This window comes from Streptomyces sp. NPDC001980 (genome assembly GCF_040296885.1).
Taxonomy (GTDB): domain Bacteria; phylum Actinomycetota; class Actinomycetes; order Streptomycetales; family Streptomycetaceae; genus Streptomyces.
Genome location: NZ_JBEOYD010000013.1, coordinates 47,289 through 60,324, shown reverse-complemented (window position 1 = coordinate 60,324; position 13,036 = coordinate 47,289). Strand labels below are relative to the sequence as shown.

6 protein-coding genes are annotated in these 13,036 nt (G+C 74.0%); 5 read left to right on the top strand and 1 reads right to left on the bottom strand.

The genetic code is table 11. From position 1 onward, the window contains the following. Positions 1 to 13 precede the first annotated feature (13 nt). Positions 14 to 2,776 carry a lysylphosphatidylglycerol synthase domain-containing protein gene (locus ABT137_RS21255; protein ID WP_351711063.1) on the bottom strand — a complete coding sequence of 921 codons (2,763 nt, stop codon included), beginning with the start codon at positions 2,774 to 2,776 and terminating at the stop codon, positions 14 to 16. A gap of 161 nt (positions 2,777 to 2,937) precedes the next feature. Here ABT137_RS21255 and ABT137_RS21250 point away from each other — a divergent pair, with 161 nt between their 5' ends. The 5 genes from ABT137_RS21250 to nudC all read left to right on the top strand — a co-directional run bounded on the left by ABT137_RS21250 (position 2,938) and on the right by nudC (position 13,031). Then, positions 2,938 to 3,324, top strand: coding sequence for an MGMT family protein (locus ABT137_RS21250; protein WP_351711061.1), 387 nt, complete (start codon positions 2,938 to 2,940; stop codon positions 3,322 to 3,324). Positions 3,325 to 3,590: 266 nt separating this feature from the next. Then, a complete protein-coding gene (locus ABT137_RS21245; RefSeq protein WP_351711059.1) occupies positions 3,591 to 6,938 on the top strand; it encodes an ATP-dependent helicase in 3,348 nt (1,115 codons plus the stop codon). A 63-nt stretch (positions 6,939 to 7,001) separates the two neighbouring features. Next, the gene (locus ABT137_RS21240; RefSeq protein ID WP_351711057.1) at positions 7,002 to 10,523 is read left to right on the top strand and encodes an ATP-dependent helicase; all 3,522 of its coding nucleotides are present in this window, start codon (positions 7,002 to 7,004) and stop codon (positions 10,521 to 10,523) included. Positions 10,524 to 10,533: 10 nt separating this feature from the next. Continuing rightward, positions 10,534 to 11,937, top strand: a complete 1,404-nt coding sequence (locus tag ABT137_RS21235; protein WP_351711055.1) for a dipeptidase — start codon at positions 10,534 to 10,536, stop codon at positions 11,935 to 11,937. 149 nt (positions 11,938 to 12,086) lie between these two features. Further along, a complete protein-coding gene (nudC, locus tag ABT137_RS21230; protein WP_351711053.1) occupies positions 12,087 to 13,031 on the top strand; it encodes an NAD(+) diphosphatase in 945 nt (314 codons plus the stop codon). The last annotated feature ends 5 nt before the right edge of the window (positions 13,032 to 13,036 follow it).

The following is a 13,036-nucleotide window of genomic DNA, read 5'->3' as shown; positions in this document are numbered from 1 at the left end:
CCGAGGTACGGCCCTAGAGCGCGCCCTTGCGGGAGAGGTGGTTGAAGGCGAGCCAGCCGGGCAGGACCGGCAGCCACAGGGTCAGCAGCCGGTACAGCAGGACGGCGGGCGCAGCGACCTCCTTGGGCAGGCCGACGGCGATCAGGCCGACGGTCAGGGTCGCCTCGACCGCGCCGACACCGCCCGGGGTCGGCGCCGCCGAGCCGAGCGCGTTGCCGGCGAGGAAGACGACGGCGACGCTGGCGATGCTGAGCGAGCTCGAATCGTCGCCGAACGCGCGGATGGAGGCGTCCAGGCACATCACGAAGCAGGCGGTCAGCAGCAGCATGCCGCCGATGCCGGTGACGAGCTTCTGCGGCCGCTGGAGCACGTCCAGCATGCGCGGCACGACACCGGCGAAGAGCGACCGCACGCGCGTGCTGACGAACTTCCGCAGGAACGGCACCGAGGTCACCACGAGGACCAGTACCGCGACGGTCAGCAGGCCCGCGATGACCGTGCGGGACGGCGACAGCGACGGGGTCTTCTCGGTGCCGGTCAGATAGCCGAAGGACAGCAGCATCAGGATGTGACAGCCGAGCGAGAACAGCTGCGAGGCGCCCACGCTCGCGACCGCGAGCCCCGGGCGCACGCCCGCGCGCTGCAGGAAGCGCGTGTTGAGGGCGACACCGCCGACCGCGGCGGGCGCGACGATCTTCACGAACGACCCGGCGAGCTGCGCTGCCACGGTCCGCACGAACGGCACCCGCTCCGGCACGAACCCGAGCAGCGACATCGCGGCGGCGACGTAGCTGATCGCCGAGAACAGCACCGCGGCGAGCACCCAGCCCCACTGGGCGTTTGCGACCAGGGGGCCGAACTCGATGTGGGTGAGCTGGGTCAGCAGGTAGTACCCGCCGATCGCGCCGGCGAAGACGCTGATCAGCGTGCGCGGCCGCACCCGCTCCAGGCGGGCCGGCTCGACGGGTGCCTGCGGCCTGATCTTCAGCACCTGGTGCCGGATCTGGGTGAGCAGGTCCTCCTCGCGGGCCTCTTCCAGCGCGTCGTCCAGGGCCCGCTTCTCGGCCCGCTGCTCGGCGCGCACCGTCTTCTTGTCGGGCTTCTCGGCCTCCTCCGCGCGGGCCTGCTTGGCCTGCCGGGACGCCTCCAGGACCGCGTCCCGCTCGCGCTGGGCGCGCTCCCTGGCCAGTCTGCGCAGCGTCGCGCGCGTGGAGCGCGTCAGCGCGATCGGCTGGAGCATCGGCAGACAGTCGGCGACGGCGTCGGGGCCGAGCACGCCGACCGCCGAGGCCACCGCCCGCTCGGCGCCCACCCGCAGCCCGAGCGTGGTGACCAGCTGGGCGACGTCCATGCGCAGCAGCAGTTCACCGGCCGCGATCTCGCCGCCGCGCAGGTCGGTGAGGATCACCGTGCCGGAACGATCCACCATGATGGCGTCGCCCGCGAGCCTGCGGTGCGCGATCCGGCGCGACTGCAACGCCTGCACCTGGTGCCAGGTGTGGCGCAGCAGTTCGTCGGTGATCTCCTCGTCGGCCAGCGAGTCGAGCGTGCGGCCGCCGGTGTGCTCGTAGACGAGCATCACGGCGTCGGGGCCCAGCTCGGAGGTGGCGATCAGCTTGGGCGCGTTGGCGCCGGCCGCGATCGCCGCGTACGCCAGCAGCGCCTCCTGCTCCAGGGCCTGGCGCAGGGACTGGAGGCTGGAGCGGGTGGCGAAGCCGCGCAGGGTCAGGTTGCGCCACGCCCGGTAGAAGAAGCCCTGGGCCTGCTGTTCCCGGTCGACGACCGTGACGTCCAGCGGCGGGCCGTCCTCCAGGGTGACGAAGTAGCGCCGGCCCCGGTCGCCGTTCTCGGTGTCCAGGGCCTCCTCGCGGGCCGCGCCGACCGGGTGGAAGCCGACGTGCCTGAGGCCCGCCAGCAGGGTCCGTCCGGTGGGGCGGACGTTGGGGGAGCCGACGGCGTACAGCGTGCCGTAGGCGACGGTCCAGCCGATCAGCACCGTGAGGATGATCGAGAACGGTGTGGTGTAGCCGGTGACGAGCATGGAGAACGCGTCGAGCAGCAGCACGATCCACAGCACCGCGCGCCATCTCGGCCGCCGGGACATGCCGACGGCCGTCATGTAGGCGATGACGGGCGCGAGATAGCCGTGCACCGGGTCGGTGAGGGCGTGGATGTCACCGGGGGAGGGCTGGGTGAGCGCCTCCTGGATGGAGTCCGGGGCGGCCCTGGCCACCCACAGGTCCGTGGCGAGAGTCACTCCGTGGGCGAGGACGGCCGCGAGCACACCGTCGGCGATGCGCAGCCCGTCCCGCTTGATCAGCCGCTCGATCGCGAACGCGACCGGCACCAGCAGGATCGCGATGCTGGAGGCCAGCCCCGCGAACCTGATCAGCAGGTCCGGGGCCTGTCCGGTGCCCTTGTTGATGTCCTGTTCGAGCCCTGAGGTGGTGCCGTGCGCGAACGCGGCGATGCCGAGCAGGACGGCGACGGCGAGCACCCCGACCAGGAGCCGCATGAGGTCGGAGGGGCGGTGCACGCGTGCGGGGAGCAGCGGTTCGTCGCCCTCCACCTCGTCGGCGTGGGCCTCGTCGCACCCGTGTTCCGCCTCGGCTTCCGCTTCGACGGCGCCGGGGTCCGCGGTGTCCGGGTGCGCGGAGTCCGGGTGCGCGGTGTCGGATCCGGGCGCGTCCGGGCGTGCGGCAGCGTCAGAGGTGCCCGCCCCGCCCTCGGGGTGCACGCCCTGCTGCTCGGTCGTCTCTTCTTGATCTCGTATCACCAGTCACCGCCCGCACGATGGTGGCATGCTCCGCCGACACCCGAGGGCATCAGGGTGCAGATGCGGGGGCGCACAGTCTGCCCCAAGCGCGGCGGGAGGGCGAGGCGGAGGCCCGCCGCGGACCGCGCCGGTTGTCGGTGGGGTGCGGCAGGATGGGGCGAATGAGCGAGCAGAGCCTTCCCGAGGACACCCGAGAGGGGTACGCGGACGAGCTGCCCGAGTACGCCGAGCGGGTCCTGGAGGTCGCCGAGCGGATCCCGCCGGGGCGCGTGATGACGTACGGCGACGTCGCGGAGTGGCTGGACGAGGGAGGCCCGCGCCAGGTCGGGCGGGTGATGTCCCTCTACGGCGGTGCCGTCCCGTGGTGGCGGGTGGTGCGCGCCGACGGGGTGCTGCTCCCGGGGCACGAACTGGGCGCGCTGGACCACTACCGCGCCGAGGGCACCCCGCTGAAGGACGCGAGCAGGGCCGCGGAGGGCCATCTGCCGCGGCTCGACATGAAGCGGGCGCGGTGGGACGGCGGCGCGGACGCGGGGGCTCACACCTGACAGCTTCCGCCATCGGAGGCCCTCGGGGGGAACCCGTGGCCCGTACGAGGGACACCGGGGACGTCCGTGGCATGACGTACGTTCGTGAGGTGTGCGGCGCGCGTGCCGCGAGCGCCGCACGAGGCGGACGGGAAGAAGCGGAAGCTCTGCTTCCGCCCGGTTCGTCGGCGTAGCGTCGGCTGCGCGTGTCCCGCTCACCCCGCGGCCACCCCCGCGCACGCGCGACCGCGCACCGACCAGCACACCCACCAGGACCGGCGAACCACGTGAGCTCCTCTTCCTCCACCAGGCGCCTGCCGCACCAACAGGGGCGGCAGGGGAACCGTGGCGCTTACCGACTGGTCCGTACCCCGCCGGCCGACGTGGATCCCCCTCGTCTGGACGCCGCACAGCATGCCGTGGTTGACCACGGGTCCGGGCCGCTCCTCGTCCTCGCGGGTCCCGGCACCGGCAAGACCACCACCCTGGTGGAGTCCGTGGCCGCGCGGATCGCCCGTGGCGCGGACCCCGAGCGGATCCTGGTGCTGACGTTCAGCCGCAAGGCCGCCGTCGAGCTGCGCGACCGCATGGCCCTGCGGGTGGGCGCGGCCCGCGCGCCCCGGGCGACCACCTTCCACTCGTACTGCTACGCGCTGGTCCGCGCCCACCAGGACAGCGGCCTGTTCGTGGACCCGTTGCGGCTGCTGTCCGGACCCGAGCAGGACGTCGCCGTCCGCGAGCTGCTGGCCGGCCAGCCCGACCTGGAGCGGCTCTGGCTGAACCACGTGCGCTGGCCCGACGAGCTGCGCGCCTGCCTCACCACCCGGGGCTTCGCCGACGAGGTCCGCGCGGTCCTCGCCCGCAGCCGCGAACTGGGCCTGGACCCGGCCGCCCTGGACGCCTTCGCCCGCCGCATCGGGCGCCCCGACTGGGGAGCCGCGGCCGCCTTCCTCGCCGAGTACCTCGACGTCCTCGACCTCCAGGGCGTCCTCGACTACGCCGAACTCGTCCACCGCGCGGTGCTGCTCGCCCACCGCCCCGAGGTCGCCCTGGACCTCGCAGGGCGTTACGACGCCGTGTACGTCGACGAGTACCAGGACACCGACCCGGCCCAGGTGCGCCTGCTGCACGCCCTGGCCGGCGGCGGCCGCACGCTGGTCGCGTTCGGCGACCCGGACCAGTCGATCTACACATTCCGCGGCGCCGACGTGAACGGCATCCTGGACTTCCCGTCGGCCTTCGCGCGCGTGGACGGCCGTCCCGCCCCGATGGAGGTGCTGCGCACGTCCCGCCGGTCCGGGGCCGGCCTGCTCGCCGCGACCCGGCTGCTGACCCGACGGATGCCGCTGACCCGGCTGCCCGCCGACAAGGTGCGTGCCCACCGCGAGCTCACCGCTGCGCGGGACGGCGGCCGCGTCGAGGTCTACACGTACCCCACGTCCGGCACCGAGCTGGACAACATCGCCGACATCCTGCGCCGGGCGCACCTGGAGGACGGCGTCCGCTGGAGCGACATGGCCGTCCTGGTGCGCGCCGGCTCCCACACCATCCCGACGGTCCGCCGCGCCCTCACCGCGGCCGGCGTGCCCCTGGACATCGACGGCGACGACGTGCCGCTGCGCCACGAACCGGCGGTGGCGCCCCTGCTGACGGCACTGCGGGCGGTGGCGGCTGCGGATGCCGCGAGCACCCAGGAGGAGGTCGCGAGCGCCCAAGAGGATGCCGCGAGCGCCCAGGAGGAAGCGCCCGAAGCGCCCTCCTGCTGGCTCGACACCGAGACCGCGCTGACCCTGCTCACCTCGCCCCTCGCCGGCATGGACGCCGCCGACCTGCGCCGCCTCGGCCGTGCCCTGCGCGACGAGGAGCGGGCGGCTGGCAACGCGTTCCCGCCCCCGTCGGACGAACTGCTCGCGCGGGCGCTCGCCGAGCCCGAGCGCCTGGCCGTGCACGACCCCGGGTACGCGCGCGGGGCGCAGCGGCTCGGTGCGCTGCTCAGGAAGGCCCGGGAGCGCCTCGCGGGCGGCGGTACGGCCGAGGAGGCGCTGTGGGTCCTGTGGAACGGCACGCCCTGGCCCTCCCGTCTTGAGCGCTCCGCCCGGCGCGGCGGCGCGGCCGGCCGCAACGCCGACCGTGATCTGGACGCCGTGTGCGCCCTGTTCGCCACCGCCGCCCGCGCGGAGGAGCGCAGCGGCGGCCGGGGCGCGCTGAACTTCCTCGCGGAGATCGAGGCCGAGGACATCGCCGCCGACACCCTCGCCGGCCGCGCGGTACGCCCCGACGCCGTCCGCCTGATGACCGCGCACCGCGCCAAGGGCCTGGAGTGGCGCCTGGTTGTGGTGGCCGGCGTCCAGGAGGGCCTGTGGCCGGACCTGCGCCGCCGCGGCTCGCTCCTGGAGGCCGACCGCATCGGCCGCGACGGACTCGCCGAACCGCTCACCCCGGGCGCGCTGCTCGCCGAGGAGCGCCGCCTGTTCTACGTCGCCGCCACACGCGCGCGTGAACGCCTGGTCGTCACCGCCGTGAAGGCCCCCGCGGACGACGGCGACCAGCCCTCCCGGTTCCTCACCGAGCTGGGCGTCGAACCCCAGGACGTCACCGGCCGGCCCCGCCGTCCGCTCGCCGTGGCCGCCCTGGTCGCCGAGCTGCGCGCGACCACCGTCGACCCGCGCGTGTCCGACGTCCTGCGGGAGGCCGCCGCCCGCCGCCTGGCCCGGCTGGCCGCCCTCGCCGACGAGGACGGCCGCCCCCTGGTGCCGTCCGCCCACCCCTACCGCTGGTGGGGCATGTACGAGCCGACCGAGAGCAAGGTGCCGCTGCGCGACCGCGACCAGCCCGTGGTGCTCTCCGGCAGCGCCCTCGACCAGCTCGCCAACACCTGCAGCCTGCAGTGGTTCCTGGGCCGCGAGGTGAAGGCCGACGCGCCCGCCACCACCGCGCAGGGCTTCGGCAACGTCGTGCACGTCCTCGCCGACGAGGTCGCCTCCGGACGCACCCCCGCCGACCTCGCCGTCCTCATGGAGCGGCTGGACTCGGTGTGGAACGCGCTCGCCTTCGACGCGCCCTGGAAGTCGGCGCAGGAGAAGGACAACGCGCGCGTGGCGCTCGAACGCTTCCTGAAGTGGCACGTCCTGGCCCGCACCGCCCGCACCCCGGTCGCCAGTGAGCAGGACTTCGACGTCACCCTCGGAGCGGGCGACTACGAGGTGCGCATCCGCGGCCAGATGGACCGCGTGGAGGCGGACGGCGAGGGACGCGCGTACGTCGTCGACTTCAAGACCGGCAAACAGGCGCCCAGCACGGCCGAGGTGGCCCGGCACCCGCAGCTCGCCGTCTACCAGCTCGCGGTCCGCGAGGGCGCGGTCGACGACGCCTTCGACGGCGCCCGGCCCGAGCCCGGCGGCGCCGAACTGGTCCACCTCAGACAGGGCGCGGCCCAGCGGGACGGCGGCGAGACCCTGCCCAAGGTGCAGGCGCAGGAGCCGCTGGAGGGGGAGTGGGTCGGAGAGCTGCTGGCCACCGCCGCCGGCAAGGTCCTCGACGAGCGGTTCGCGCCGACCACCGGCCAGCACTGCACCCACTGCGCCTTCCGCGCCTCGTGCAGCGCTCGGCCGGAGGGGCGGCACGTGGTGGAGTGAGCGCTGTGTAGGCGATTGCGCTGTTTCGTCGATTGTCAGTGTCCGCCGCTAGCCTCTTTCCTCATGCCCGCCCGTATCACCGACCCCGAGCAGCTCAAGGAGCTCCTCGGCATCCCGTTCACCCCGGAGCAGACGGCCTGCATCATCGCGCCGCCCGCCCCGCAGGTGATCGTGGCCGGGGCCGGGTCGGGCAAGACGACGGTGATGGCGGCCCGCGTGGTCTGGCTGGTCGGCACCGGGCAGGTGGCCCCGGAGCAGGTCCTCGGCCTGACCTTCACCAACAAGGCGGCCGGCGAACTCGCCGAACGCGTCCGCAAGGCACTCGTCAGGGCCGGCGTCACCGACCCGGACGTCATCGACCCCGACAACCCGCCGGGCGAGCCCGTCATCTCCACGTACCACGCCTTCGCGGGCCGGCTGCTGACCGACCACGGCCTGCGCATCGGCCTGGAGCCGACCTCCCGGCTGCTCGCCGACGCCACCCGCTACCAGCTGGCCGCGCGCGTGCTGCGCGAGGCCCCCGGCCCCTATCCGGCCCTCACCCGCTCCTTCGCCGACCTGGTCAGCGACCTGCTCACCCTCGACTCCGAGCTCGCCGAACACCTGGTACGCCCCGAGGACCTGCGGGCCTGGGACGCCGGACTGCTGAACACCCTGGCAGGCGTGAAGCTCGGCAACGCCGACCTGCGCAAGGTCCCCGAGGCGGCCGCCGCGCGCCGTGAACTGGCCGAGCTGGTCGTCCGCTACCGGGCCGCCAAGCGGGAGCGGGACCTGCTCGACTTCGGCGACCAGATCGCGCTGTCCGCGGTGCTGGCCGGCATCGCCGAGGTGGGCAGGCTGCTGCGCGACGAGTTCCGGGTCGTCCTCCTCGACGAGTACCAGGACACCTCGGTTGCCCAGCGCGTGCTCCTGGCGGGCCTGTTCGGAGACGGCACCGGCCACCCCGTGACCGCGGTCGGCGACCCCTGCCAGGCCATCTACGGCTGGCGCGGCGCCTCCGTCGCCAACCTGGACGACTTCCCCGAGCACTTCGCGCACGCCGACGGCCGCCCCGCCACCCGCCAGGCGCTCAGCGAGAACCGGCGCAGCGGCGGCCGTCTCCTCGACCTCGCCAACGGCCTCGCCGAGCCGCTGCGCGCCCTGCACGCGGGCGTGCAGGCCCTGCGCCCCGCCCCGGGCGCCGAGCGGGACGGCATGGTCCGCTGCGCCCTGCTGCGCACCCACGCCGAGGAGATGGACTGGATCGCCGACTCGGTCGCCCACCTCGTCCGCACCGGCACGGCACCCGGCGAGATCGCGGTCCTGTGCCGCACGGCGACCGACTTCGCGGAGATCCAGGGCGCCCTCGTCGCCCGCGACGTCCCCGTCGAGGTCGTCGGCCTCTCCGGGCTGCTGCACCTGCCCGAGGTCGCCGACCTCGTCGCCGTCTGCGAGGTGCTCCAGGACCCGGGGGCCAACGCCTCCCTGGTCCGGCTGCTGACCGGCCCGCGCTGGCGCATCGGCCCCCGCGACCTCGCCCTCCTCGGCCGCCGCGCCCGGCTGCTGGTGTCCCGCGCGCGCGTGGGCGACGCCGACGACCCGGACCGCAGGCTCGCCGAGGCCGTCGAGGGCGTCGACCCCGCCGAGGTGATATCCCTCGCGGACGCCCTGGACACGTTCCTGGAGCTGCCGTTCGACGGCGAACGGGCCGGACAGGGGGACGACGGGCTGCCGTTCTCGCCGGACGCGCGCGTGCGCTTCGCCCGCCTCGCCACCGAACTGCGCGAGCTGCGCCGCTCCCTGTCCGACCCGCTGATGGACGTCCTGCACCGCGTCCTCGCCGTCACCGGCCTGGAGGTGGAGCTGTCCGCGTCCCCGCACGCGCTGGCCGCCCGCCGCCGCGAGACGCTGTCCAACTTCCTGGACGTCGCCGCGTCCTTCGCGGCCGGCGACCAGGAGGCGACCCTGCTCGCCTTCCTCGGCTTCCTGCGCACCGCCGCCCAGTACGAGAAGGGCCTCGACAACGCCCTGCCCGGCGGCGAGAACACCGTCAAGGTGCTCACCGCGCACAAGTCCAAGGGCCTGGAATGGGACGTCGTCGCCGTCCCCGGGCTGGTCAAGGGCACCTTCCCGAGCAGTCAGGGCCGCGAGAAGTGGACCGCCCAGGCCAAGGTGCTCCCGCACGCCCTGCGCGGCGACACCGCCACCCTGCCCGACGTCGAGGCCTGGGACTCGCGGGGCATGAAGGCCTTCCACGAGGCCATGAAAGAGCACCAGCACACCGAGGAACTCCGCCTCGGCTACGTCACCTTCACCCGCCCCCGCTCCCTGCTCCTCGGCTCGGGCCACTGGTGGGGCCCCAGCCAGAAGAAGCCGCGCGGCCCGTCCGACTTCCTCCAGGCCCTGTACGAGCACTGCACCGCCGGGCACGGCGAGATCGAGACCTGGGCCGACGAACCCGAGGAGGACGAGGAGAACCCGGCCCTGCACGCGGTGAGCGCGGACCAGGTGTGGCCGCTGCCCCTGGACGAGGCCGCCCTGGCCCGCCGCCGCGCGGCCGCCGAGACCGTCCTCGCCCACCTGGACGCGCTCACGGCCGGCACCGACGGAGGCGCTCCCGCCGACCACGATGGGGCCGCCGTCGAGGACCCGGACTGGCCCCCGCCGCCCGAGGACGAGGAACCCGCCCCCTACGCGGACGACTTCCCGGACGCGGACTCCGCCGACTGGGACTCCTGGAGCACCGACCGCCCCACGGTCCCGCACCAGGCCACGCCCCCAGACGTGCCCGCCGAGCGCACGCCGGCACCTGACAGCACCCCGGAACCCGAGCGCATCCTCCCCACTTCGGAGGAAGCCCTCCTCACCCCCGAGGAAGCCCGCACCATCGCCGCCTGGGACCGCGACCTCGACGCGCTCGCCGGAGAGCTGCTGCGCGCCCGCCGGAACATCACCGACGTCCCCCTCCCCGCCACGCTGTCTGCGAGCCAGCTGATGCGGCTGGCCGAGGACCCGGACGGGCTCGCACAGGAACTCGCGCGCCCCATGCCACGCCCCCCGCAGCCGGCCGCACGCCGGGGCACCCGGTTCCACGCCTGGGTCGAGGCACGCTTCGAGGAGCTCACGCTGCCCATGCTGGAGCCCGACGAGCTGCCCGGCAGCGACGCCGAGATCGCCGACGAACGCGACCTCGAAGCCCTCAAGGAGGCCTTCGAACGCACCGAGTACGCCCACCGCACGCCGTACCGCGTCGAGGCCCCCTTCCAGCTCTCCCTCGCGGGCCGGGTCGTCAGAGGCCGTATCGACGCCGTCTACCGGACGGACCACGGCGACGGGGCCACGTACGGGACGACGTACGAGATCGTCGACTGGAAGACCAGCCGCACCCGCCCCGCCGACCCGCTCCAGCTGGCGATCTACCGGATCGGCTGGGCCGAGCAGCAGGGCGTGCCGCCCGAGTCGGTCACGGCCGCGTTCGTGCACGTACGCACCGGCGAGGTCGAACGACCGGACGGTCTGCCGGACCGGGCCGCCCTGGAAAGGCTGATCGTCGGACAAGCCGAGTGTGACGAACCGCCCGCCGAGGATGTCGGTCCGGGCCGATAGGCTCGTGACCATGAGCCAGACCCCGGACAGCGCCGTCCGTACGTACATCGAGCAGCACCGCGCCGCCTTCCTCGCCGACCTCGCCGAATGGCTGCGGATCCCCTCTGTGTCGGCTCAGCCCGACCACGCTCCCGATGTACGCCGCAGCGCCGACTGGCTCGCCGCCAGACTGACGGAGACCGGCTTCCCGACCGCCGAGGTCTGGGAGACACCGGGCGCCCCGGCCGTCTTCGCCGAGTGGCCCGCCGGCGACCCGGACGCGCCCACGGTCCTGGTCTACGGCCATCACGACGTCCAGCCCGCCGCCCGCGAGGACGGCTGGGACAGTGACCCCTTCGAACCGGTCGTCCGGGACGACCGGCTCTACGCGCGCGGGGCGGCCGACGACAAGGGCCAGGTGTTCTTCCACACACTCGGCGTCCGCGCCCACCTCGCCGCCACCGGCCGCACCGCACCCGCCGTCAACCTCAAGCTGTTGATCGAGGGCGAGGAGGAGTCCGGCTCGCCGCACTTCCGGGCCCTGGTCGAGCAGCACGCCGAGCGGCTCGCCGCCGACGCCGTGATCGTCTCCGACACCGGCATGTGGTCCGAGGACACTCCCACCGTGTGCACGGGCATGCGCGGGCTCGCCGAGTGCCAGATCGTCCTGCACGGCCCCGACCAGGACATCCACTCCGGAGCCTTCGGCGGTGCCGTCCCCAACCCCGCCACCGTCGCGGCCCGCCTGGTCGCCGCCCTGCACGACGAGCACGCGCGCGTGGCGATCCCCGGGTTCTACGACGGCATCGTCGAGCTCAGCGACCGCGAGCGGCAGCTGTGGGCCGAGCTGCCGTTCGACGAGGAGAGCTGGCTGCGCGAAGCGCATTCGTACGCCACCGAGGGCGAGGCCGGGCACACCACCCTGGAGCGCGTCTGGGCCCGCCCCACCGCCGAGGTCAACGGCATCGGCGGCGGCTACCAGGGCCCCGGCAGCAAGACGATCATCCCGTCCTCGGCCCTGCTGAAGCTTTCGTTCCGGCTGGTCGCCGGACAGGAACCAGAGCACATCGAGAAGATCGTCCGGGCCTGGGCCACCGAGCGGATCCCCGCCGGGATCCGCGCCGAGATCACCTTCCTGCCGGCCACGCGCCCGTGCCTGACACCGCTCGACCACCCCGGCCTCCAGTCGCTCGCCCGCGCCATGGGCCGGGCCTTCGAGGGACCGATCCGGTTCACCCGATCGGGTGGCTCGGGACCCGCCGCGGACCTCCAGGACGTTCTCGGCGCACCCGTCCTCTTCCTGGGCATCTCCGTCCCCTCCGACGGCTGGCACGCCCCGAACGAGAAGGTCGAGCTGGACCTCCTCCTCAAGGGCGTCGAGACCAGCGCCTACCTGTGGGGCGACCTCGCCGAGAACTGGCGCCATGCCCCCTGAGCCACCGACGCCGTCCGGAGCGGCACCGTGGGCGGGGCACACTGGAAGGGCCGCCCCGCCCGCCCCGCCCCACCCGTTCTCCTCCCGCCCTTCGTCCCGCTGAACCGCCCGCTGAAACATCCGTTGCACTGGGGGAGTTGGAAGCACCCGTGACCACCTGGACCGACCACACAGCCGACCGACCCATCTCGCTCACCGCCCCGAGCGGCATCGACCGCGCCGCCCACCACCGGCTCGACGAAGCCTGGCTCGCGGCGGCTTGGAGCCACCCCGACACCCGCTGTTTCGTGGTCTCCGGCGGCCAGGTCCTCATCGACGAGACGCCCGACGGCCGCACCGAACTCGTCATGACGCCCTCCTTCGAGGCCCCCCTCACCGAGGCGCACCGCTACTTCCTGGGCACCGACGAGGACGGCGTCAGCTACTTCGCCCTCCAGAAGGACGCCCTGCCCGGCCGTATCGACCAGTCCGCACGCCCGGCCGGCCTGCGCGAGGCCGGACTGCTGCTGTCCCCCCGGGACACCGGCCTGATGGTGCACGCGGTCGGCCTGGAGAACTGGCAGCGCACCCACCGCTTCTGCTCCCGCTGCGGCGAGCGCACGGTCATCGCCGCCGCCGGCCACATCCGCCGCTGCCCCGCCTGCGGCGCCGAGCACTACCCGCGCACCGACCCCGCCGTGATCATGGCCGTCACCGACGAGGACGACCGCATCCTGCTCGGCCGCCAGGTCCACTGGCCCGAGGGCCGCTTCTCCACGCTCGCCGGCTTCGTGGAGCCCGGCGAGTCCATCGAACAGGCGGTGCGCCGCGAGGTCTTCGAGGAGGCCGGGATCACCGTCGGCCCGGTCGAGTACGTCGCCAGCCAGCCCTGGCCGTTCCCGTCCAGCCTGATGCTCGGCTTCATGGCCCGCGCGACCTCGACCGAGATCAACGTCGACGGCGACGAGATCCACGAGGCCCGCTGGTTCTCGCGCGACGAACTCCGCGCGGCCTTCGACTCCGGCGACGTCCTGCCGCCGTACGGCATCTCGATCGCCGCCCGCCTGATCGAGATGTGGTACGGCAAGCCGCTGCCGACGAGGAGCTTCGTCTGAGACGG

What these genes read in the sequence shown, in the direction of transcription:
- ABT137_RS21240 (WP_351711057.1), top strand. Translation starts at nt 7,002, where the DNA reads ATGCCCGCCCGTATCACCGACCCCGAGCAGCTCAAGGAGCTCCTCGGC.
- ABT137_RS21235 (WP_351711055.1), top strand. Translation starts at nt 10,534, where the DNA reads ATGAGCCAGACCCCGGACAGCGCCGTCCGTACGTACATCGAGCAGCAC.
- ABT137_RS21250 (WP_351711061.1), top strand. Translation starts at nt 2,938, where the DNA reads ATGAGCGAGCAGAGCCTTCCCGAGGACACCCGAGAGGGGTACGCGGAC.